The organism is Paenirhodobacter sp. YD-8 (assembly GCF_056590935.1).
The window spans coordinates 2,520,340-2,540,209 of sequence record NZ_CM152649.1 but is presented as its reverse complement, the minus strand read 5'-3'; the positions used below and the strand labels follow the sequence as shown (position 1 = coordinate 2,540,209).

Here is a 19,870-nt window from a genome sequence, read left to right as displayed (position 1 = left end):
CTGTGCCCTCAGTGATAATCCGGAATGCCCGGCATGGTGATGAAGCCCGGGGTCAGCCGCACCCGCCGCGCCCAGAGCCGCAGCGCCGGGAAGGCGTCGTGGTCGAGCCCGTGGTCGCGGCTGAGCGCGAAGGCCGGGAACAGCGCCAGATCGGCGAGCGTCAGCTCGGGCCCGGCGAAGAAGCCAAGGCCGCGGATCGTCTGATGCGTCATGTGGTCTTCCATCACCCGCAGCATCCGTGCGGTGCGCGCCGAGAGCGCGGCAAGGTCGCCGGGTGTTGCCATCAGCGCAATCTCGCGCGCGGCCTTCGCCGGTGCCAGATGCTGCGCCCAGAAGGCCAGCCAGTCGTCGATGCGCGCGGCGATGATGCTGTCCTCGGGCATCAGCCGCCGTTCCGGATCGAGCGCGGCAATCCGGCGCAGGATCGCCTCGGGCTGGGTCAGCACCAGCGTCTCGTCCTGCAGGATCGGCAGCGTGCCGAGCGGGTTCAGCCGCAGGTAGGCATCCGAGCGGTGTTCGGCGCCCGGGAACATGTCGACGTTACGCAGATCGAGCGCGACGCCGCTGCAGGCGGCGACCAGCCGGGCGCGATAGCAATCCTCGTCGAGGTCGTAATTGTGCAGAAGCGGCGCGCTCATGCGGCGATCTCCTTCTCGGCGGTGCGGCGCAGCGTCTCGGCCCAGTCACAGATCGCGAGCAGGGTCTCGGTCGAGGCGCCGGGGCGGGTGGCGATATGCAGCGTGACTGCCCCGGGGCGGATCGGCTGCACGCCGATGGCAAGCGGCCCATGCGCGCTGTCGAGGGTCGCAAGCGCCCCCTCGATCACCGCGTTCTCCTCGTTCAGCAGCATGTTGGCCACCGAGATCAGCCCGGCCTCGATGGTGATCGAGCGCACCGGCACCGCGTCGGGCAGAGCCGGCAGCTCGCCGGTCTCGACGCCGAGCGGCAGCGCCGCCCAGATCATCGCTCCGGTCTCGGTGCAGCCATAGCGCGCGACGCAGATCGAGCCCGGCACCTCGAGCTCGGGGTGGGCGGGGATCTTGCGGCAGGTGCCGCCCTCGTCGAATTCCCAGCCGTGATAGAGGCAGGCGATGTGATCGCCGCGCACGAAGCCGAAGCTCATCTTCATGCCGCGATGCGGGCAGCGGTCCTCCCAGACATGGGCGCGCCCGTCGGTGTCGCGCCAGACCACGATCTCGGCGCCCTCCGCCACGGTTCCCGCCGAGGTGCCCGGCGTGATGTCACGGGCAAGGGCAAGCGGCACCCATTGCGTCCCAGTCATTCTTCGATCCTCGCTGTTGGTCGTTCAGTTGTTGTCATTGCGGTCCACCGCGCGCACTAGGCAATCCGCCGGGCCGAGGCTCATCGCCATCTCGAAGGCGTCGAGCAGGTCCGGGGCGCCACTGACGCGCAGCCGCGCCGCTGTTGCATCAAGCGCAAGGGTGTCGAGCGCGATCGACAGCCGTGCCGCGCGGTGGGCGGCGAATTCGGCGAAGCTGTCCGGGCGGATCTGCCCGGAGAAGGTGAAGGTCGCGCGCGATGCAGGGCGCCGGGAAGCAGGCATGGCAGGCCTTTCGGGCGGTGGAACGGGTCTGGCCGGAGGGCCGGAGGCGCGGTGGATCCCATCGCTCCGGGGCCGGTCGCGGCTCAGTAAGACCAGCCCCGGCCGGCCCGTCAAGTGTTGCGTTCAGCGCAACGTTGAGGTCTCGGATTTGGCGCTAGTCAGAACGGCCGGAATCGGGGCACGCTGCAGATGCAAACGGTGCGCGGTTCCGCAGCCCCGTCCACGACAGAACCGATGACACGGAGTTCCGCCGGCAAGAGCGGACCCGCCAACCGACACTGGGAGCCTCCTCATGATCTCTATCAAGTCTCTTTCCCGCCGCGGCTTTCTGAACATGGGCGCCGCCGCGGGCGCGGGCCTGCTGCTGCCGCGAACCGGGCTCGTGCGCCCCGCCTTCGCGCAGGCGCCGCTCGCCCCCGTCGACGTCAAGGATGCGATGATCGCCTTCGGCCACACCGGCCCGGTCTCGGACGAGGGCTGGACCTGGGCGCATGACCAGGGGATGAAGGCGGTCGAGGCGGCCTTCCCGGGCATCCGCACCTCCTTCGTCGAGTCGGTCCCCTATTCGGCCGACGCCACGCGCATCTTCCGCCAGTTCGTTGCCGACGGGGCGAACATGGTCTTCGCCACCTCGAACTATGGCGATTTCCTCTATGACGTCGCCAAGCGCGCCCCCGAGGTTGCCTTCTATGAATGCGACGGCCGCACCCACATGGACAACCTCGGCACCTATTACGTGCAGCACTGGTATCCGTCCTATGTCGCGGGCATCGCCGCGGGTGCGATGTCGAAATCGGGCAAGCTCGGCTATGTCGCCTCCTTCCCGGTGCCCTCGGTCTATTCCGGCACCAACGCCTTCCTGATGGGCGCGCGCACGGTGAACCCGGCCGCGACCGTGCAGTGCATCGTCATCAACTCGTGGTTCGATCCGCAGGCCGCGACCCAGGCCGGCACCGCGCTTCTCGACAATGGTTGCGACGTGCTCTTCGGGATCATGGACGAGGCCGGCTATCTGCAGGTCGCCGAGGCGCGGGGCGCGAAGGCGGTGATGTGGAACACCGACCTGCGCCGCTATGGCCCGAAGGCCTACATCACCTCGATCATGGTCGACTTCAAACCCTTCTACGTCGAGCAGGTGCGCCGCCGCCTTGCGGGCGAATGGACGCCGACCTACGGGCTGCTGCCGATGGGCCAGGGCGTCGACCGCGACGTCTGGGGCGAGACGGTGCCGCCCGAGGTCGCCGCCAAGGCCGATGCCGCGCGCACGAAGATGATGGAAGAGGGCTGGAGCCCCTTCGTCGGCGAGATCAAGGACTCGAAGGGCAACATCAAGGTCGCCGCGGGCCAGAAGATGACCGAGGAAGAACTCTATCACTGGGACTGGTCGATCGAGGGCGTCTCGGGCCTCGACGCCTGAGGCGGCGATGGCAGAGCCTTCGATCCAGTCGCGTCTCGGGCTGGCGCCCGGGACGCCTCCGCTTGTCTCGCTGCGCGGGGTTGGCAAAGTCTTCCCGGGCGTGATCGCCAATGCCGATGTCGATCTCGACGTCTTCCCGGGCGAGATCCACGCGCTTCTGGGCGAGAACGGCGCCGGCAAGTCGACGCTGATGAACATCCTGACGGGCATCTATCAGCCCGACTCGGGCGAGATCATCGTCGGCGGCCGCGCGGTCAGCTTTGCCTCGCCGGTCGATGCGATCGCGGCGGGCATCGGCATGGTGCACCAGCACTTCAAGCTAGTGCGCGCCTTCACCGTGGCCGAGAACATCCATCTGGGCTGGAGCGAGACGCCAAGGCGGATCTCGCGCGCGGCGCTCGAGGCGCGCACGGCCGAGCTGTCGTCGCGGCTCGGTCTCGCCGTCAACCCGGCGGCGCGGGTGGCCGAGCTGTCGACCGGCGAGCAGCAGCGCGTCGAGATCCTGCGGGTCCTTGCCCGCAAGGCGCGGGTGCTGATCCTTGACGAGCCGACGGCGGTGCTGACGCCCGCCGAGGCGCGCGAGCTTTTCGCCGCCCTGCGCGCCTTCGTGGCCGAGGGCAATGCGGTGATCTTCATCAGCCACAAGCTCGACGAGGTGCTGGAGATCGCGCATCGCGTCACCATCCTGCGGCAGGGCCGCAAGGTGGCGACCGACTGGACCGAGGCCTGCACCGAGACGAGCCTCGCACAGCAGATGGTCGGCCGCGAGATCGTGCTGAGCGACATGCGCGGCGCCGACATCGGCCGCATCGGCGCGCCGGTGCTGGCGCTTGAGGGCGTCAGCCTGATGTCCGAGGGTGTGACACTGCTGAAGAACGTCTCGCTCGAGCTGCGTGCGGGCGAGATCCTCGGCATCGCCGGGGTCGCGGGCAATGGCCAGCGCGAGCTGACGCAGGTGATGACCGGGCTTGCGGTGCCGACGACCGGCCGGGTGTGGCTGGAGGGCGCCGATGTCACCCGTGCCGGCGCACGCAGGATCGCGGCGCAGGGCGTGGGCCATATCCCCGAGGACCGGCTGCACGCCGGCATGGCGCCGGCGCTCTCGATCACCGACAACGCGGTTCTGCGCGAATACGCGAAACCGCCGCTGTCGCTCGGGCCGCTGTTCCGGCCCTGGCGGGCGACGCGGCTCGCGCGCGAGATCGCCGCCGCCGCCGAGGTCATGGTGCCGAGCTTCGAGATGCCGGCGCGCAACCTCTCGGGCGGCAACCAGCAACGCCTGGTGGCGCGGCGCGAGATGCGCATCGCCTCGAAGGTGCTGGTTGCGGCCTATCCCTCGCGCGGGCTCGATGTCGGCGCGATCAACACGATGATGCGCTATTTCACCGAGCTGCGCGACGCCGGCGTCGCCGTGGTTCTGGTGTCCGAGGAACTGGAGGAGCTGTTGACCCTCGCTGACCGGATCGCCGTGATGTTTCATGGCGAGATCATGGGGGTCGTGCCCGCCGAGGGCGCGGAGATCGAGGCGATCGGCCTGATGATGGGCGGGAGGCACGCGGCATGAGCTATCGTCTGCAACGCCTGCCGGTCGCGAAACCCTCGGTCGCCTTTGCGGCGCGCATCGCCTCGGTGGTGCTGGCGCTGCTGACTGCGGGGCTGGTGCTGAAACTTGTCGGCATGGAGCCTCTGGCGCTGGCTGGCCGGGTGCTGAAATCGACCTTCGGATCGAGCTTCGGGCTCGAGGATCTGGCGCTTTTGTTCACGCCACTCCTTTATTGCGGGCTGGCGGTCGCGGTGGCGCTGCGGATCGGGGCGTGGAACATCGGCGCCGAGGGGCAGTTCAATCTGGGCGCCTTTGCCGCGGCGGGGATCGCGCTTTTCGTGCCGGGGCCGGACTGGGCGCTGCTGCCGGCGATGGCCGTCGCGGGGGCGCTGGCGGGGGCCGCCTGGATCCTGGTGCCGACGCTTGCGCGCGCCTATGCGGGCGTGTCCGAGCTGATCACCACATTGCTTTTGAACTTCGTCGCGCTGCTCTTGGTCTATTGGGTCTCGACCGGGCCCTGGCTGGACCCGTCGGGGCATGCGCTCGCGACCACCGCGCGGCTGCCGGTCTCGGTGCCCGAATTCTGGGGCATCGTGCATTGGGGGCTGCCGGTCGCGGTGATCCTCGCCGTGGGGCTGGCCGCGGTCTTTGCCTTCACCCGCTGGGGCTATGAGGTGCGGATCGGCGGCTCGAACCCGGGGGCGGCGCGCTATGCGGGCATGCCGGTGCGGCGCCATCTGATCGCGGTGATGCTGCTTTCGGGCGCCATCGCCGGGCTGGGCGGGATGATGGAGGTTGCGGGCACCGTCGGCCGGCTGCAGGGCGGGATCTCGAACAATTACGGCTATCTCGGCATCATGGTCGCCGTTCTGGCCCGCGCTGCGCCGCTCGGCACCATCGCCACCGCCTTCCTGATGGCCACCATCCTGAACGGCGGCATCATCTTGCAGACCCAGGGGCTGACCACCCACACCGTGCTCGCGCTGACCGGGCTGATCCTGCTTTACGCGGCGATCGGCGACGAGGCCGCGAAATACCGCATCGTCAAACTCGCGAAGGGAGCGTGAGATGGATATTCTCGCAGGGCTGATCCAGACCGCTTTCCTGGCCGGCGGGGTGCTGGCGCTTGCGGCGCTGGGCGAGGTGCTGGCCGAACGGGTGGGCGTCGTCAACCTCGGTGTCGAGGGGCTGATGGCGCTGGGCGCGATGACCGCGATCACCACCGTCGTCGCCTCGCCCCATCCCTGGCTCGGTTTCGGCGCGGCGCTGCTCGTCGGGCTGGTCGTCGGCATGGTCTATGCCTTCGCCACGGTGGTGATCCGCGCCAATCAGGTGCTGAGCGGGCTCGCGCTGACCTATATCGGCACCGGCATGGCGGCGACGCTGGGCAAGCCCGTCTCGGGCAGCCCGTCGCCCGCCACCTTCCGCCCGCTCGACCTTGGCTTCCTGTCGGACCTGCCCTTCGTCGGGCGCGCCTTCTTCAGCCACAACATCCTCGTCTACATCATCTTCCTGGTGTTGCCGGTGGTGCTGCACTGGCTGATGTTCCACACCCGCCACGGGCTGAACATGCGCGCCGTGGGCGAGAACCCGGCCGCCGCCGATGCCGCGGGCATCCCGGTGATGAAGTTCCGCTTCTGGTACACCGCGCTTGGCGCGGCGCTCGCCGCAGGCGCCGGGGCCTATCTGACGCTCGCCTTCGTGCCGAGCTGGTCCGAGGGCGTGGTCTCGGGCCGCGGCTGGATCGCCGTCGCGCTGGTGATCTTCGCGGGCTTCCGCCCGGTGAACGCGGTGCTCGCGGCGCTGCTGTTCGGTTTCGTCACCGCGCTTGGCTTCGTCGGGCAGGCGCGGAACTGGCCGGTCGCCGCCTCGATCCTGTCGATGCTGCCTTACCTTGGCACGATCGCGCTGATGATCGTGCCGGTGCTGGCCTGGCAGCGGATGCGCCGGCTGATGGCCGCGCCCGAAGGCCTGACCGAACCCTATTTCCGGGACGTGCGATGAAGACCCTGCTGAAGAACATCTCGGTCCTTGCGACCTTCGACGACGCGGGCGGCCCGGCCGGGCGCGAGCTGACCGATGCGGGGCTGCTGATCGACGGCACCCGCATCGCCGCGGTCGGACCGATGGCCGACTTCGCGGACGTCGCGGCCGACCGGGTGATCGACCTGAGCGATCACGTCGTCATGCCGGGAATGGTGAACACCCACCACCATTTCTATCAGAACCTGACCCGGGTGATGGTGCAGGACGATCCGCTCTTCGACTGGCTGAAGACGCTCTATCCGATCTGGGCGCGGATCGACGACCGGGCGATGGAGGTCGCGGCCCGCATGGCGATGGCCGAGCTGATCGCCTCGGGCTGCACCACCTCCTCCGATCACCAGTATATCATGCCCAACGACTGCACCCTCGACACACCGATCCGTGTCGCGCAGGAGATGGGGATGCGCTTTCATGCGGCGCGGGGCGCGATGTCGCGCGGCGAAAGCAAGGGCGGCCTGCCGCCCGACAGCTGCGTCGAGGAGGAAGAGGACATCCTGCGCGACGCCGAGCGGCTGATCCACCGCTATCACGACATGAGCGAGGGGGCGATGACGCGCATCGTTCTGGCGCCCTGTTCGGCCTTCTCGGTGACCCCCGGGCTGATGCGCGAGGCGGCCGAGCTGGCGCGGTCGCACCGGGGGGTGCATCTGCATTCCCACATCGCCGAGGTGCTCGACGAAGAGGTCTATTGCCACGAGATCTATGGCATGCGCTCGGTCGGCTACGCCGAAAGCGTCGGCTGGCTCGGCCCCGATGTCTGGTTCGCGCATGCGATCTTCCTGGACGATGCCGAGATCCGGCTGTTCGCCGAGACCGGCACCGGCGCCACCTTCTGCCCCTCGGCGCACATGCGTTGCGGCCTTGGCATCATGCGGGCGCGCGAGATGCTCGATGCCGGGGTGACGGTGGGGCTCGGCGTCGACGGCTCGGCCTCGAACGACACCTCGAACATGTTCCAGGAGGCGCGCATGGCCCAGTATCTGCAGCGCGTCGCCCCGGCGAGATACCTGTCGGCCAAGCCCGGCGGGCGCGGCGGCTTCGGCGGCACGCCGGCGGCGCTGTCGGCGCGCGAGGCGCTGTGGATGGCGACGCGGGGCGGGGCGAAGCTGCTTGGCCGTGACGACATCGGCCAGCTCGCGCCGGGCAAGGCCGCCGACGTCATCGCGGTGCGCCGCGATCAGCTCGGCCTTGCCGGCACGCAGCGCGATCCGCTTGCTGCGCTCGTCATGTGCGGCCCCTTCGCGGTCGATTATTCCTTCATCAACGGTGTGCCGGTGATCGAGCGGCGGGGCTTCACCCGGCTCGACATCGAGGCCGCCCTTGCCGAGCATGGCCAGACCATGGCGCGGATCTATGCCTGAGGAGATGGTAATGAACGCTCTTGTTCCCGAAGTGACGGATGACAGCAATGACCAGTGGTTCTGCCTTGGCTGCATTCAGGACATGCCGCAGGGCGCCCATGGCACGCGGCTTCTGGGCCATGACCTCGTGGTGACGAAACGCGGCGATGCGCTCTCGGTGCGGCTGGACGAGGCGGAACTGCCCGTGCGCGAGCGCTATGGCTATCTGTGGACGACGACCGGCATGCCCGCGGGCGAGGTGCCCGAGATCGCCGAGGCCGACGAGCGCGACCGCCGCTATGTGCCTTGCGGCGCGATCCCGGTGCGCGCCTCGGCGCCGCGGGTGATCGAGAACTTCCTCGACATGGCGCATTTCCCCTTCGTGCACACCGACATCCTCGGCTCGGAACCGCTGACCGAGGTCGAGAAATACAAGTGCGAGATCCGCCGCGACGTCGACGAGGTCTGGGCGACGGATTGCGTCTTCACCCAGCCGAAGGCGGCGCTGGCCGCGACCGGCGCGATCCGCACCGATTACATCTATCGCGTCACCACGCCCTTCACCGTGCTGCTCTACAAGACCTGCCCGAATTCGGCGACGCGGTGGGACGTGATCTGCCTCTTCGTGCAGCCGGTCGAGCCCGGCGTCTCGATCGCGCATCCGGTGATGTTCCTGCTCGATGACGAGGGCACGACGCAGGACCTGATCGCCTTCCAGCAGGTGATCTTCCTGCAAGACAAGATCATCCTCGAGAACCAGCGCCCGGTGCTTTTGCCGCTCGAGCCGCGGGCCGAGACGCCGACCCGCGCCGATGCCTCCTCGATCGCCTATCGGCGCTGGCTGAAGGAGAAGAACTGCCTCTATGGCACCAGCCTCGGCCCGAAGGCGGCCTGAGCGATGCGCCTGCGCCGGCTGATCGCCGATGCCTTCCATGCCCCCCGCGCGGGCGAGCTGGAGGAACTGAGCGATGCGCTCTTCACCCTGGCCGAGGACGGCACCATCCTGTCGGTCGAGCCGGGCGGCCACGCGCCCGACGCCGAGCGCCTGCCCGCGGGGCAGGTGCTGTTGCCGGGCTTTGTCGATCTGCATGTGCACGCGCCGCAATATGCCCAGCTTGGCACCGCGCTCGACCTGCCGCTCGAGGACTGGCTGAACGCCTATACCTTCCCGCTCGAGGCGCGCTTTGCCGATCTCGATTTCGCCGAGACGGTCTATCGCGCGCTGATCGCCGACATGCTGGCGCTCGGCACCACCTCGGCGCTGCATTTCGCCACGATCCATGTGCCGGCGACGAACCGGCTCGCCGAGATCTGCCTTGAACTCGGCCAGCGCGCGGTGATCGGCAAGGTGGCGATGGATCACCCAGAGACCTGCCCCGAGTTCTACCGCGACGCCTCGGCCGAGGCGGCGGTCGACGGCAGCCGCGCGGTGATCGCCCATATCGCCGCGCTGCCGGGCAATGCCGGGCTGGTCGCCGCCGCGATCACCCCGCGCTTCGTGCCCGCCTGCACCGACGCCTGCCTCGAGGGGCTTGGCCGGCTTGCCGCCGAGACCGGGGTGCGGGTGCAGTCGCATGTCTCGGAAAGCGATTGGGAACATGGCTTCGTGCGCACCCGCATGGGCCGCTCGGATGCCGAGACGCTGGCCCATTTCGGCCTGATGCCGGCGCATTCGGTCTTTGCCCATGCGACGCATCTGTCGCCCTCGGGGACATGGATCTGATGCGCGACCATGGCGCGGGCGTCGCGCATTGCCCGCTCTCGAACGCCTATTTCGCCAATGCCGTGTTCCCGCTGCGCGCGGCGCTCGCGCGCGGGCTGCGGGTCGGGCTTGGCACCGACATCTCGGGCGGGCCTGCGCCCTCGATCTTCGAGGCGGCGCGGATGGCGGTGGCCGCGGCGCGGATGCGCGAGGGGGGCGTCGATGCCGGTCTGCCGCCTGCCGGGCGCGGCGCGGGGCCGTCCCGCATCGACATGCGCACGGCCTTCCATCTGGCCACCCGCGGCGGGGCCGAGGCGCTTGGCCTGCCGGTCGGCGCCTTCGTGCCGGGGCTGAAGTTCGACGCGATGGCGGTCGACACCACGGCGCCCGACGGCACGATCCGGGTCTTTGGCCAGACCGGCGAGCGGCTGCTGGAGAAGATCCTGCACGGGGCCAGCCGGCCGAATATCGCGCGGGTCTGGACCGACGGCGTCGAGCGTCTCCGCCGCTGAGGCCTATTGCAGCTGCGCCAGATCCTCGGGCGTGTCGATATCGGCCAGCAGGTGCGGCATGCAGGGCACCCGCACCACGCCGGGCGCGCCGCGCAGCAGGCTGCCCGCGCCGCGGTCGCCCTCGAGTGCGCGCAGCTCGTCGAACATCGAGGCCGGCAGGCAGACCGGCGGCGCGCCATGGCTGCCCGCCCAGGCCGAGGCCGGACGGTCGGCCGCGGCATGTTCCAGCACCTGACGCATCAGCGAGGGCGGCACCCGCGGCATGTCGGCCAGCACGATCAGCAGCAGCTCGGCGCCGACCGCCTCGGCATGGTCGACCGCGGCGCGCAGGCTGTCCGACTGGGTGCAACCCGGGGTGACCTCGACGATCTCGTAATCGGCCAGCAGCGGGCGCAGTGCGGGAGAGGAGATCACCGCGACCCGTTCGTCAACCGGGACCGCCAGCAGGGCGTGCGCGGCATGGGTGGCAAGTGGACGACCGCGAAAGGGGGCAAGCAGTTTGTCTTCGGGTCCGAAGCGGCGCGAGATCCCCGCCGCAAGCATGGCACCGATGGTGCGCGTCATTCTCATCCCTTCCGCCCCGCAGGATTGACCTGAATCAAGGCCACTTTTTACACGTCCGACCACAATACACCGGAAATAGAGGAGAAAGCCATGAAATCCCTCGATACCCGACGGGCGGAACTCGAAGCCCGCAAGGCGCTCCTTCTGGCGCGCGTCGACCAGATTTCCGACGACCTCGAGGAGAGCGAGGGCGAGAAGGACTGGGCCGAACAGGCGACTTGGCACGAGACCGACGAGGTGTTGCGGGGCCTGGGCGTCTCGGCGCAGGACGAGATGCGGATGATCGAGGCGGCCGAGCGGCGGATGGACGAGGGCGAATACGGCTATTGCACCGTTTGCGGCGAGAAGATCTCGGAGGAACGGCTCGATCTGTTGCCGGCAACCCCCTTCTGCCGCAACCACGCGCCCAAGCGCAAAACCGCCGTCTGATCGGGGCTTGGCGTTCAAGTCTCTGGAAAGGGGCGGTTTTTCCTTGCAGCAGCAGGGGTTGTCCGTAAACTCTGCGAAACGGCGGAGCGGACGGGCGATGACGAAACGGGCAAGGCTGCAGCGGCGCGAGGGCGTGGCGCTCATCACTCTGGCAGGCGCGGCCGAGGCGCCGGTGGGCGCGGGCTTCGATGCGGGGCTGCGCGCGGCGCTGGCCGGCGCGCTTGCGGCCTGCGATCAGGACCCCGATCTGCGCGCCATCGTGCTGCGCGCGGGCGAGGGCGGCTGGCCCGTCGCGGCCGAGATTCCCGGGGATTACGCCGACACCGCCGAGGCGCCGCCGCTTGGCGCGCTGGCCGGCCGCATCGCCGCGGCGCGGGTGCCGGTGGTCGCGGTGCTGACCGGCACGATCGCCGGCGGCGGGCTGGCGCTGGCCCAGGCGGCGGGGCTGCGCATGGCGCTTGCGGGCACGCGTTTTGTCGCGCCGGAGGCGGGGCTTGGTCTGATTCCCGCGGCGGGTGGTCTGGTGCGGCTCGCGCGGCGCGCGGGGGCCGTCGCGACGCTCGACTTCGTTGCGGGCGGCAAGGTGCTTGATGCACAGGCGGCGATGCGGGCCGGGCTGTGCGATGCCGTGGCCTCCGAGGGGGCAATCGAATCCGCCGCCCTGACCGAGGCGTTGCGCGTGGCTGACGCGGGCGCCGCCCCGCTGCCGCCGCGCGAGGGCTCGGTCGAGGACCCGGCGCGCTATCTCGACGGGCTGGCGGCGGCACGGGCGCGGCTGCCCGAGGGGCCGCTTGCAGGGGTCTTTGCCCGCGCCGCCGAGGTGATCGAGGCGGCGGCGCTGCTGCCGCTCTCCGAGGCGCTCGAATTCGAGGCAGTGGCCTATGCCGATCTGGCGCTGGCCGAGTTGTCGGCGGCGCTTGGCCATGTCGGTGCGGCGCGGCGGGCGGCAGCGCAGATCGCCGGTGCGCCGGTCGCGGGCGAGGTCCCCCGTGTCGGCGCCGTGGCGCTGTGGAACCAGCCCGACCGGATCGCGCTCGGCCTTCTGGGCCGTGGATTACGGGTGCAGGTCGGTGCCACGGAACCCGCGCGGATCGAGGCCTCGGTGCGCGCCATCGCCGAGGCGCAGGAGGCGGCGCTGCAGGCCGGCCGCGTCAATGCCGCCAAGCGCGATGCCGACTGGGACCGGCTCGAGCCGGTGGTGGCGCCCGATGGCTTTGCGCCGGCCGATTTGCTGCTGGCCGCGCCACAGGAGGGCGAGCTTGCGCGGTTGCGCGCGGCGCTGCCGGCGGGAACGCTTCTGGCGCGCGAGGGTGGCGGGGAGGGGGCGGAGCTCTCCTTCACCCGCTGGCCGGGGCTGGCCGAGGTCTGGGCCGCGGCGCCCGAGCTGGGCGCGGCACTGCATCGCCTGGCGTCGGTGCTGCGTGCCGAGGGCGGCGCCGTCGTGCATACACGCGCCCTCGGGGCACGGCTCGAGGCGGCGCTGCTTGCCGCGGCCGAGCGCGCGGTGATGGCGGGGGCGGCGCCGGCGGCGGTCGATGCCGCGCTGATCGGCTGGGGCTTTGCCGAGGGGCCCTTCGCGCGGCTCGACCGGATCGGGCTTGCGGCCGGGCAGCGGCTTCTGGCCGCGGCGGGGCGCGCGGGCGGGGCCTATCTCGCCTGGCTCGGGCTCGAGGAGCGCACGGGGCGTGCCGCGGGGCGGGGGGTGTGGCTCTACGCGCCGGGCAAGCCGCCCGCGCCCTGGCCCGACGAGGCGCCGGTGCTCGAGGCGCTGCGGATCGAGGCCGGGATCGTGCCACGCCGGCTGACCGCGGCCGAGATCGTGGCGCGGGTGCTGGCCGAGCTGGCGGGCGAGGGGGCGGCGGCGCTGCAGGCCGGGGGCGCGCATCGTGCGGGCGATGTCGACCTCGTGGCGATTGCCGCGACCGGCTTTCCGCGTCACCGCGGCGGGCCGCTGTTCCAGGCCGACCGGACGGGACTTCTGGCGCTGCGCAAGCGGCTGCGCGCACTGGAGGCCGAGGGCGCGCCCGAGCCGGTCACGCTGCTTGACGTGCTGATCCGCAACGGCCGGCGCTTTGGGGAACTCGATGGCTGAGCCCGCGGCTCAGCGCAGGATCACGCCGACCACGACCATCATCAGACCAAGCGCCGAGACCAGCAGCGCGCCGATGTTCAGCAGCACCGCCTGCTGCAGCTTCACCCGCAGCTCGGCATCGCTCAGCTTCGCGCGGCGGGCGCGGCCGACGGTCAGCACGCTCCAGATGATGCCGGCAAGGCCCGCCAGAACGATGATGGCGCCCGGCCAGATCAGATAGTCCATTGCTTCCTCCCGCATTTTCCCTTCCGGCGTAGCCCGGCGGGCGGCGCTTGGCAAGCAAAGGCCGGCCGGCGGCGGGCTTCGGACGCTTGAAGCGCGGGGGCCGGCGGGCTAGTCAGGACGCACCGACCGGACCGGACGAGCAGGAGCAGACCCATGAACGATGCCGCCTATAACGTGACCGCCGACGAACTGCGCCAGTTCATCGAGCAATACGAGCATCTCGAAGCCGAGAAGAAGGACATCACCGAGCAGCAGAAGGACATCATGTCCGAGGCGAAGGCGCGCGGTTACGACACCAAGGTGATCAAGAAGATCATCGCGATGCGCAAACGCGACCGCGACGATCTGGCCGAGGAGGAAGCGATCCTCGACATCTACAAGGCCGCGCTCGGCATGGCCTGAGCGCCGCGCAACCGTGCCGGCCCCCCGCGCGTGCGGGCAGGGCCGGCCGGTGCCTGGCAGAGCGGTGGCGGGCTCAGGGGGCGATGAAGGTCACGCCTTCCATCGCCGCGATCTCGGCCACGTCGGCCTCGTAGGCGCGGGTGACCTGCGCCACCAGATCCTCGGTCCAGCCCGGCAGCGACAGCTCGACCTCGAGCGTCTCGGGGCGGGCGAACTTGTCGAGGAAGGCGCTGACCACCTTGCGCCGCTGCGCCACCGACTGCGGCGGGTGCTGCGCCATGTAGCCGCGCAGCCGCGTCATCCCCTCGCGCGTCATGATCTCCTCGAGCAGGCTGTCCTCGCCGGCGAGCGGCACTTCGGCCGGAATCCCGCCAAGGCTGCGCAGCACCTCGGGGAAGATCAGCGGCTGGTCCTCGTTGCACCACACGACAAAGCGCAGCCCGCGCGCGGCGGCGACCATCTCGCGCACCACGGGCGCCCAGCGGAGGCTTTCCGGCGTCTGCCCCGCCATGAAGTCGTCATAGCTGCGTTCGGGCGCGCGCGCGACAAGCGCCGCGACCAGTGTCGCGGGGTTGATCAGGCCAAGGTGAAACTCGGCCTGCGCATCGGGAAAGAGGTTCGCGAGCGGCTCGAGCTTGGCCGGGGCCGAGGCGTAGAACCCCGCCTCGGTCACCGCGCGGTCGTAGAGGCCCAGGAAATTCGGGTGGCTGAAGATCAGCCGGCTGCCCTCGGGCGCGGCATCGCCAAGGCAGGTGGCAAGCAGGCTGGCCTGGGTTTCCGGGTCGGCAGGCTGGCCCTTCAGCGCGATCAGCGCGTCCCGCAGCGCGCCGCGATAGGCGCGCGGGGCCGGCACCACGGCCCCCACCTGCGCCAGCGCCTCCTGATTTGCCGCAAGCGTGGTGATCAGCCGGTCCTCGTCGGTGGAATGCGCGCCGAGGTGAAAGACGACCTGCATGAAAAAGTCCTTTGCTGCCCGCGGCCGAGAATAGCTGCGGATTTCTGGACAGGCAAACCGCTTCTGGGATATGGCAGACGGATGGAAACTGATAAGAACACTCGGAATTGCGCGACGGGGCCCGCGACGGCGGGCGCGCTGCGCCAGGCGGGCTCGGGCCTGTGGTCGGCCGGCGCGCTGGCGATTGCGGCGCTGATCGCGGCGCCGCTGGTCGCGGTGATCTGGATCGCCCTCAACCCGACCGAGAACATCTGGCCGCACATGTTGGCCTCGACCCTGCCGCGCTATCTGGCGAATACGGCGGCGCTCGCGGGCGGGGTGGCGGTGCTCTCGGCCGCGGCGGGGACGGGGGCGGCCTGGCTCGTCGTGATGTACCGCTTCCCGGGCAGCCGGCTGCTCGAGTGGCTTCTGCTGCTGCCGCTTGCGGTGCCGGCCTATGTCGGCGCCTATGCGCTGGTCGATTTCCTCGACTATTCCGGGCCGGTGCAGGCCGGGCTGCGTGCCGCCATGGGCTGGACCACGGCGCGCGACTACTGGTTCCCCGAGGTGCGCTCGCGCGGGGCGGCGACGCTGGTCCTGGCGGCGGCGCTTTATCCCTATACCTACCTGCTGACCCGCTCGGCCTTCCGCGAGCAATCGGGGGCGAGCTACGAGGTGGCGCGGGCACTTGGCGCGGGGCCTTGGGCGCTCTTTTGGCGGGTCGGCCTGCCGCTCGCGCGCCCGGCGATTGCCGCCGGCGCGGCGATCGCGATGATGGAGACCGTGGCCGATTTCGGCGTCGTCGATTACTTCGGGGTGCAGACCCTGACCACCGGCATCTTCACCACCTGGCTCGAGGCCGGCAATGCGGGCGGGGCGGCGCAGATTGCCTGCGTGATCCTCGGCGTCGTGCTGCTGCTCGTCGCGCTCGAGGCGGCGGGGCGGCGGCGGGCGCGGCATTACCAGTCGGCGCGCGGCACCCGCCCGGTGATCGCCACGCGGCTGCCGGGGCTTGCGGGCCTCGCGGCCACGGTGGCCTGCGCGATCCCCTTCGCCGCGGGCTTCGTGCTGCCGGTGGCGGTGCTCGGCGCGCAGGCCGCCGCCCATCCCGAGGCCTGGGGCGGGCGCGGCCTGGCCCGTGCCTTCTGGCACACGCTGGTGACGGGCGGTGCGGCGGCGGTGCTGACCGTCGCGGCGGCGCTGTTCCTCGTCTATGGCGTGCGGCTCTCGGGGCGGCGGCTGCCGCGGCTGGCGCTGCCGGTCACGGTGCTGGGCTATGCCGCGCCGGGTGCGGTGCTGGCGGTGGGGATCCTGCTGCCGCTTGCCGCCCTGGACCACCGCATCGCCGATGCCATCGCGGCGCTGACCGGCCATGACCCGGGGCTGATCCTCACCGGTTCGGCCACCGCGATCGTGCTGGCCTATGTCGTGCGCTTCTTCGCGCTGGCCGAGGGCTCGGCCGAGACCGCCTTCGGCCGGATCCCGCCCTCGCTGCCGATGGCGGCGCGCTCGCTCGGCCGCAGTGCGGGGGGCGTGCTGCGCGCGGTCTATCTGCCGCTGATGAAGGGCTCGATCGGTTCGGCGCTGCTGCTTGTCTTCGTCGATTGCGTGAAGGAGTTGCCGGCGACGATGCTGTTGCGCCCGTTCAACTACGAGACGCTGGCGACGCGGGTGCATGAGAAGGCGAGCCTCGAGAACCTCGGCGACGCGGCGCCGCCGGCGCTGCTGGTGAGCGCCGTGGGCCTGGCCGCGGTGGTGGTGCTGGCGCGGGCGAACCTGCGCCGGCGCTGAGTGCTTGCGCGATCGGGCCGCGCCCTGTATCGAGGGCCGCGTGCCGGCGTAGCTCAGTTGGTAGAGCGGCGATCTTGTAAGTCGAGGGTCGGGGGTTCAAATCCCTCCGTCGGCACCATTATGTCAAACTAGTGTGTTGATATTGTTTTCGTTTTGGATTTGTGGGGCGGGTTGGCCCCACGCTCACGGCGCGCTGGAAGGCGCCCCCCCGAAGCCAGGCATCCATCTCATCCGCATTCACACGGCTGCCGCGCTGTCGGTGGATGGGGATCTCGCCCCGCGCCGCGGCCCTGTGGACCGTCGCCCGCGACATCCCGAACCGATGCGCGGCATCGGACACCCGGACCCACAGAGGGCGCGTGATCGTGATCTGCTCATGCTTTCCCATCAGTTTTTCTCCATCTTGTCGCGTGCGTCCAGCGCGATGCGGCGGATCGGGCCGCCGCTGATCGCGGTGATCTCGGACAGCGCTGCGCGGGCCGTAGTTATCTTGTCGCGGCGAGCGACCTTGGGCATCTCGCTCCACTCACGCCCGTCGAGCCGGCGTCCGGCGGCTTTCTTCCCGATGCGTCCCGTATTTGTTCCGTCAGGCCATATGTGGATCAAATCGGGGTTTTCGGCCGACTTCAGGCTAAATCCAAGCAGCGCGCTTCCATCCATCTCCATGACTTCAGGCGGTCCCCACTCACCCCACTCGTTGAAGGTAAGCGGTGCATCAGCCCTAAAACCCCCCAGGTTTCACCCCTGAGCGGCGTTGTTGCAGAACTCTGTCTTCGAAGGATTCACATCGTGAATCCATGCGGTTAGATGGGGTGCATGAGCAAGCCTGCACCCGCCCGCTACCGCACGACGAACTGGCCCGGCTACACGGCTTCGCGTCGCAAGCGCGGGTCGCTACTGATCTGGCTGGACAAGGAGAGTAAGCGGTGCATCCGCCCAGGGATTGACATGGATTTCGCCCCCAATCTGGCGATTCGGTTCGTCTGAAGCCTGTTGACGCCGAATCGCGTCCTCGAACATGGCGGCTTCTGATGCTGCGTCATCGATGGTTCCCGCCGCTGTCGAGGCCGCGCTCAAGGCGCCAATGTGAGCGAGCGGCCGATCGAACTTCGAGGATCAAGGGTACGGAGGCGTTTGCCGGCGGCGACGGCAGGATCATCGCGCCGAGACCGGAAGGCGTTGGCAAGGCATCAGACGCGCCAGAAATGGGCCTACCATAGCGCGACAAAGGACGGCTGTGAGAATGCCCGCCCCCAAACGGATGTATGAGGCGTCGCCTTGCCGTCCTCGACGCAGGCAATGGCCTGTATGAGGTCGTCGCGCCGCGCTTGGCGGGGCCATCGAAGGCAAATGCTTCAGGGAATGAGCGCGTCGCCCGGAAGGTGCGTCCAGACCCGATGTGACCGATCGATTGACGCGCCGGGCGCGGGTCTGATGCTCGAACATGACTTTGGGCCGGAACCCCGATGTGCGGAGCCCGGCTGAACAAGGTCATGCGCGCGGGGCGCGTAAAGGGATCGCCGCGCGGCAGGCGGCGATCCCGGCGGATCAGGCCGCCTTTTTCGGCGGGTTTGCGAGCGCCGGAGCCGCAGCCTTGTAATCCCAAGGTATCAGGCGGCTGTAGTCGGTCAACTCGCGGCCCTTTTCGATCTCGCCCACGACCCAGCGCACGTATTTGAATGGATCGACATCGTTCAGGCGCGCGGTTTCGATCAGGGTGTAGAAGATGGCCCAGTTCTCGGCCGCCGCATGACTCCCGGCGAACAGCGAGTTCTTGCGGGTCACCCCGATGAGGCGCATGCAGCGCTCGACCGGGTTGTTGTCGATCTCGAGCCGGCCATTGAAGACGTAACGGATCAGGTCCTCCCAAGCGTTCAGGAAGTAATTTGCCGCATTCTTGAGTTTCCCCTTCGGCAGACCCGGTTCGGCTTTCAGCAACTCCTCGCGGATCGCCTTCAAAGCCGGCAGCGCCTCGGCGAAGCGCATGGCCTCGCGCTGCGCGGGCGGCAGCTCCTTGGCACGCTTCTCGACAGCATAGATGCCCCCGATACGCTTGAGCACGCGCTTGGCGAGGGTGCTGGGGGCCACCTTCTGCGCATCGGTGAACTGGCGACGGGCATGCGCCATGCACCGCTGGATATCCACACCGTCATTCTGGCCCGGGGCATGGCGGACGCCATTATACCCCGCGTAGCCATCGGTCTGGAGGGTATCGATCAGCGCGCCCTCCAGCATCTCTTTTGCGACCTGCCCGCCCAGCGACGGGGCATAGCGGAAATACACCGCCGGACGCGCATCGGGGTTCCAGCCGCGCTCATCGCGGCAGATCGCCCAGAGATAGCCCTGCTCGCATTTTCCCTCCGCCTGCACGCGCAACGGCGTCTCGTCCATCATGGCCGAGTGGCCGGCGGTCGCGTGCTTCCAGATCTCGTCGCAGACAGGCTCGAGGAAGCCGGCCAGATGCGTCGTGAGGCGGCCGAGGTGCAGGCGCGTGACGTTGCACCCGGCGTCGAGCAGGCGGCGCTCCTGACGATAAACTGTCTTTGCTTCATAGAATTTTTGCAGCGAATACTCGATCACGGTGTCGAGATCGGCCTTGCGGCCGCGCATGATGTAGCGCTCAGCTTTGGCGGACATCGGTTTGTTCTCCTTGCAGATGGTCCGGTTGCAGGCACAGGTGTGATAGTGATGGACTTCCACCACCTGCCGTTCGGGGATCGTGACCAAGCGTTCCCGGGTCTCGACACCGATCGACTTCATTTCGCGGCCGCAGGGGCAGTGGCGTTCCGGCGGAAAATGATCGACATGCCGCCGCTCGAGGTCGTCGGGCAGTTTCGCCACCCCGCGCCCCTTCTTTCTCCGTCTCTTCCAGCTCGAAATCGGGGATATCGGCGACATCTCTGTCGTCAACCTCGATCGCTTCACGACCCTTCTCGGAGCTCTCGCCCCACATTTTGCTTTTCAGCATGCTGAGCTGCTCGGTCGTGCGACGCAGGTCAGACTTCAACGCCGAGATCTTGCGCTTGGCGCCCTGCAGGCGTTCCTGAGAGGCCACATGCTCCATGTGCAGGGCGCGCACACAGACGTTGAGCGCGTTGCGCTCCCAGCGGTATTTGTCGGGCAGCGCAAGAGCGATCTCGAAGATTTCGTTGATGATCTTGCTTGTGGCGCTGAGCTTGCCGGTGAAGGTTTCTGCGCCGTCACCATGAGGAGGATCTTCATCCTCGGGCGGCATGATCTCGCCATTCAGGGGTTCGTCATTCTGGTCTTTGCCGGTCATTTTCGGTGTCCTGTCTTCAAAGGGGCCCC

21 protein-coding genes, 1 tRNA gene and 1 pseudogene are annotated in these 19,870 nt (G+C 69.2%); 14 read left to right on the top strand and 9 right to left on the bottom strand.

The window, feature by feature from the left end; genetic code table 11:
* Nucleotides 1–8 precede the first annotated feature (8 nt).
* The 3 genes from AC0QTQ_RS12395 to AC0QTQ_RS12385 are packed head-to-tail and all read right to left on the bottom strand — an operon-like array spanning nt 9 to nt 1,564.
* Complete coding sequence (locus AC0QTQ_RS12395; protein WP_480256832.1) at nt 9–638, bottom strand: glutathione S-transferase family protein; 630 nt, start codon at nt 636–638, stop codon at nt 9–11.
* Nucleotides 635–1,282: a Rieske 2Fe-2S domain-containing protein gene (locus AC0QTQ_RS12390; RefSeq protein ID WP_480256831.1), complete on the bottom strand. Its 648-nt coding sequence runs from the start codon at nt 1,280–1,282 to the stop codon at nt 635–637. The genes AC0QTQ_RS12395 and AC0QTQ_RS12390 overlap by 4 nt, the downstream gene beginning before the upstream one ends.
* A 24-nt stretch (nt 1,283–1,306) precedes the next feature.
* A complete protein-coding gene (locus tag AC0QTQ_RS12385; RefSeq protein WP_480256830.1) occupies nt 1,307–1,564 on the bottom strand; it encodes a hypothetical protein in 258 nt (85 codons plus the stop codon).
* 292 nt (nt 1,565–1,856) lie between these two features.
* Here AC0QTQ_RS12385 and AC0QTQ_RS12380 point away from each other — a divergent pair, with 292 nt between their 5' ends.
* From AC0QTQ_RS12380 to AC0QTQ_RS12345, 8 genes are read left to right on the top strand one after another with little or no spacing between them, the layout of a single operon-like run.
* Nucleotides 1,857–2,981 carry a BMP family ABC transporter substrate-binding protein gene (locus AC0QTQ_RS12380; RefSeq protein WP_480256829.1) on the top strand — a complete coding sequence of 375 codons (1,125 nt, stop codon included), beginning with the start codon at nt 1,857–1,859 and terminating at the stop codon, nt 2,979–2,981.
* Nucleotides 2,982–2,988: 7 nt separating this feature from the next.
* On the top strand, nt 2,989–4,545 hold the full coding sequence (locus tag AC0QTQ_RS12375; protein ID WP_480256828.1) for an ABC transporter ATP-binding protein: 1,557 nt from the start codon (nt 2,989–2,991) through the stop codon (nt 4,543–4,545).
* Nucleotides 4,542–5,591 (top strand): ABC transporter permease, encoded by a 1,050-nt coding sequence (locus AC0QTQ_RS12370; protein WP_480256827.1) that lies wholly within the window; start codon nt 4,542–4,544, stop codon nt 5,589–5,591. Before AC0QTQ_RS12375 ends, AC0QTQ_RS12370 begins: the two co-directional genes overlap by 4 nt.
* 1 nt (nt 5,592) lies before the next feature.
* Nucleotides 5,593–6,528, top strand: a complete 936-nt coding sequence (locus AC0QTQ_RS12365) for an ABC transporter permease (protein ID WP_480256826.1) — start codon at nt 5,593–5,595, stop codon at nt 6,526–6,528.
* On the top strand, nt 6,525–7,931 hold the full coding sequence (locus tag AC0QTQ_RS12360; RefSeq protein ID WP_480256825.1) for an 8-oxoguanine deaminase: 1,407 nt from the start codon (nt 6,525–6,527) through the stop codon (nt 7,929–7,931). Before AC0QTQ_RS12365 ends, AC0QTQ_RS12360 begins: the two co-directional genes overlap by 4 nt.
* A gap of 10 nt (nt 7,932–7,941) precedes the next feature.
* A complete protein-coding gene (locus AC0QTQ_RS12355; protein ID WP_480256824.1) occupies nt 7,942–8,805 on the top strand; it encodes an aromatic ring-hydroxylating dioxygenase subunit alpha in 864 nt (287 codons plus the stop codon).
* A gap of 3 nt (nt 8,806–8,808) precedes the next feature.
* The gene (locus tag AC0QTQ_RS12350; RefSeq protein ID WP_480256823.1) at nt 8,809–9,633 is read left to right on the top strand and encodes an amidohydrolase family protein; all 825 of its coding nucleotides are present in this window, start codon (nt 8,809–8,811) and stop codon (nt 9,631–9,633) included.
* Nucleotides 9,633–10,124, top strand: coding sequence for an amidohydrolase family protein (locus AC0QTQ_RS12345; protein WP_480256822.1), 492 nt, complete (start codon nt 9,633–9,635; stop codon nt 10,122–10,124). Before AC0QTQ_RS12350 ends, AC0QTQ_RS12345 begins: the two co-directional genes overlap by 1 nt.
* Nucleotides 10,125–10,127: 3 nt before the next feature.
* Here AC0QTQ_RS12345 and AC0QTQ_RS12340 read toward each other — a convergent pair whose 3' ends face one another.
* A complete protein-coding gene (locus AC0QTQ_RS12340; protein ID WP_480256821.1) occupies nt 10,128–10,688 on the bottom strand; it encodes a nucleotidyltransferase family protein in 561 nt (186 codons plus the stop codon).
* A 90-nt stretch (nt 10,689–10,778) separates the two neighbouring features.
* Here AC0QTQ_RS12340 and AC0QTQ_RS12335 point away from each other — a divergent pair, with 90 nt between their 5' ends.
* Both AC0QTQ_RS12335 and AC0QTQ_RS12330 read left to right on the top strand, forming a co-directional pair.
* Entirely contained in the window at nt 10,779–11,117 is a 339-nt protein-coding gene (locus AC0QTQ_RS12335) for a TraR/DksA family transcriptional regulator (RefSeq protein ID WP_480256820.1), read from the top strand.
* A gap of 97 nt (nt 11,118–11,214) precedes the next feature.
* Nucleotides 11,215–13,209 carry an enoyl-CoA hydratase-related protein gene (locus tag AC0QTQ_RS12330; RefSeq protein WP_480256819.1) on the top strand — a complete coding sequence of 665 codons (1,995 nt, stop codon included), beginning with the start codon at nt 11,215–11,217 and terminating at the stop codon, nt 13,207–13,209.
* Nucleotides 13,210–13,218: 9 nt separating this feature from the next.
* Here AC0QTQ_RS12330 and AC0QTQ_RS12325 read toward each other — a convergent pair whose 3' ends face one another.
* Nucleotides 13,219–13,434: a hypothetical protein gene (locus tag AC0QTQ_RS12325; protein WP_121533234.1), complete on the bottom strand. Its 216-nt coding sequence runs from the start codon at nt 13,432–13,434 to the stop codon at nt 13,219–13,221.
* 153 nt (nt 13,435–13,587) lie between these two features.
* On the opposite strand from AC0QTQ_RS12325, the gene AC0QTQ_RS12320 reads away from it, so the two are divergent.
* Complete coding sequence (locus tag AC0QTQ_RS12320) at nt 13,588–13,836, top strand: DUF2312 domain-containing protein (protein WP_121533236.1); 249 nt, start codon at nt 13,588–13,590, stop codon at nt 13,834–13,836.
* A 73-nt stretch (nt 13,837–13,909) separates the two neighbouring features.
* Here AC0QTQ_RS12320 and AC0QTQ_RS12315 read toward each other — a convergent pair whose 3' ends face one another.
* Nucleotides 13,910–14,791 (bottom strand): hypothetical protein, encoded by an 882-nt coding sequence (locus tag AC0QTQ_RS12315; protein WP_121533238.1) that lies wholly within the window; start codon nt 14,789–14,791, stop codon nt 13,910–13,912.
* A gap of 81 nt (nt 14,792–14,872) precedes the next feature.
* On the opposite strand from AC0QTQ_RS12315, the gene AC0QTQ_RS12310 reads away from it, so the two are divergent.
* Both AC0QTQ_RS12310 and AC0QTQ_RS12305 read left to right on the top strand, forming a co-directional pair.
* Nucleotides 14,873–16,561, top strand: a complete 1,689-nt coding sequence (locus tag AC0QTQ_RS12310) for an ABC transporter permease (RefSeq protein WP_480256818.1) — start codon at nt 14,873–14,875, stop codon at nt 16,559–16,561.
* Between the two features lie 42 nt (nt 16,562–16,603).
* Nucleotides 16,604–16,679: transfer RNA gene (locus tag AC0QTQ_RS12305), tRNA-Thr, on the top strand.
* Here AC0QTQ_RS12305 and AC0QTQ_RS12300 read toward each other — a convergent pair.
* Complete coding sequence (locus AC0QTQ_RS12300) at nt 16,680–16,874, bottom strand: hypothetical protein (RefSeq protein ID WP_480259228.1); 195 nt, start codon at nt 16,872–16,874, stop codon at nt 16,680–16,682.
* Nucleotides 16,875–16,948: 74 nt separating this feature from the next.
* Nucleotides 16,949–17,227: a hypothetical protein gene (locus AC0QTQ_RS12295; RefSeq protein WP_480256817.1), complete on the bottom strand. Its 279-nt coding sequence runs from the start codon at nt 17,225–17,227 to the stop codon at nt 16,949–16,951.
* Between the two features lie 150 nt (nt 17,228–17,377).
* Between AC0QTQ_RS12295 and AC0QTQ_RS12290 the strand changes: the two are divergent.
* Nucleotides 17,378–17,479: pseudogene (locus AC0QTQ_RS12290) on the top strand (IS5/IS1182 family transposase); the annotation flags it as partial.
* 630 nt (nt 17,480–18,109) lie between these two features.
* Here AC0QTQ_RS12290 and tnpC read toward each other — a convergent pair.
* On the bottom strand, nt 18,110–19,459 hold the full coding sequence (gene tnpC, locus AC0QTQ_RS12285; protein WP_480256816.1) for an IS66 family transposase: 1,350 nt from the start codon (nt 19,457–19,459) through the stop codon (nt 18,110–18,112).
* Between the last annotated feature and the right edge of the window lie 411 nt (nt 19,460–19,870).

What these genes read in the sequence shown, in the direction of transcription:
- AC0QTQ_RS12395 (WP_480256832.1), bottom strand. Translation starts at nt 638, where the DNA reads ATGAGCGCGCCGCTTCTGCACAATTACGACCTCGACGAGGATTGCTAT.
- AC0QTQ_RS12390 (WP_480256831.1), bottom strand. Translation starts at nt 1,282, where the DNA reads ATGACTGGGACGCAATGGGTGCCGCTTGCCCTTGCCCGTGACATCACG.
- AC0QTQ_RS12385 (WP_480256830.1), bottom strand. Translation starts at nt 1,564, where the DNA reads ATGCCTGCTTCCCGGCGCCCTGCATCGCGCGCGACCTTCACCTTCTCC.
- AC0QTQ_RS12380 (WP_480256829.1), top strand. Translation starts at nt 1,857, where the DNA reads ATGATCTCTATCAAGTCTCTTTCCCGCCGCGGCTTTCTGAACATGGGC.
- AC0QTQ_RS12375 (WP_480256828.1), top strand. Translation starts at nt 2,989, where the DNA reads ATGGCAGAGCCTTCGATCCAGTCGCGTCTCGGGCTGGCGCCCGGGACG.
- AC0QTQ_RS12370 (WP_480256827.1), top strand. Translation starts at nt 4,542, where the DNA reads ATGAGCTATCGTCTGCAACGCCTGCCGGTCGCGAAACCCTCGGTCGCC.
- AC0QTQ_RS12365 (WP_480256826.1), top strand. Translation starts at nt 5,593, where the DNA reads ATGGATATTCTCGCAGGGCTGATCCAGACCGCTTTCCTGGCCGGCGGG.
- AC0QTQ_RS12360 (WP_480256825.1), top strand. Translation starts at nt 6,525, where the DNA reads ATGAAGACCCTGCTGAAGAACATCTCGGTCCTTGCGACCTTCGACGAC.
- AC0QTQ_RS12355 (WP_480256824.1), top strand. Translation starts at nt 7,942, where the DNA reads ATGAACGCTCTTGTTCCCGAAGTGACGGATGACAGCAATGACCAGTGG.
- AC0QTQ_RS12350 (WP_480256823.1), top strand. Translation starts at nt 8,809, where the DNA reads ATGCGCCTGCGCCGGCTGATCGCCGATGCCTTCCATGCCCCCCGCGCG.
- AC0QTQ_RS12345 (WP_480256822.1), top strand. Translation starts at nt 9,633, where the DNA reads ATGCGCGACCATGGCGCGGGCGTCGCGCATTGCCCGCTCTCGAACGCC.
- AC0QTQ_RS12340 (WP_480256821.1), bottom strand. Translation starts at nt 10,688, where the DNA reads ATGACGCGCACCATCGGTGCCATGCTTGCGGCGGGGATCTCGCGCCGC.
- AC0QTQ_RS12335 (WP_480256820.1), top strand. Translation starts at nt 10,779, where the DNA reads ATGAAATCCCTCGATACCCGACGGGCGGAACTCGAAGCCCGCAAGGCG.
- AC0QTQ_RS12330 (WP_480256819.1), top strand. Translation starts at nt 11,215, where the DNA reads ATGACGAAACGGGCAAGGCTGCAGCGGCGCGAGGGCGTGGCGCTCATC.
- AC0QTQ_RS12325 (WP_121533234.1), bottom strand. Translation starts at nt 13,434, where the DNA reads ATGGACTATCTGATCTGGCCGGGCGCCATCATCGTTCTGGCGGGCCTT.
- AC0QTQ_RS12320 (WP_121533236.1), top strand. Translation starts at nt 13,588, where the DNA reads ATGAACGATGCCGCCTATAACGTGACCGCCGACGAACTGCGCCAGTTC.
- AC0QTQ_RS12315 (WP_121533238.1), bottom strand. Translation starts at nt 14,791, where the DNA reads ATGCAGGTCGTCTTTCACCTCGGCGCGCATTCCACCGACGAGGACCGG.
- AC0QTQ_RS12310 (WP_480256818.1), top strand. Translation starts at nt 14,873, where the DNA reads ATGGAAACTGATAAGAACACTCGGAATTGCGCGACGGGGCCCGCGACG.
- AC0QTQ_RS12300 (WP_480259228.1), bottom strand. Translation starts at nt 16,874, where the DNA reads ATGTCGCGGGCGACGGTCCACAGGGCCGCGGCGCGGGGCGAGATCCCC.
- AC0QTQ_RS12295 (WP_480256817.1), bottom strand. Translation starts at nt 17,227, where the DNA reads ATGGAGATGGATGGAAGCGCGCTGCTTGGATTTAGCCTGAAGTCGGCC.
- tnpC (WP_480256816.1), bottom strand. Translation starts at nt 19,459, where the DNA reads ATGTCGCCGATATCCCCGATTTCGAGCTGGAAGAGACGGAGAAAGAAG.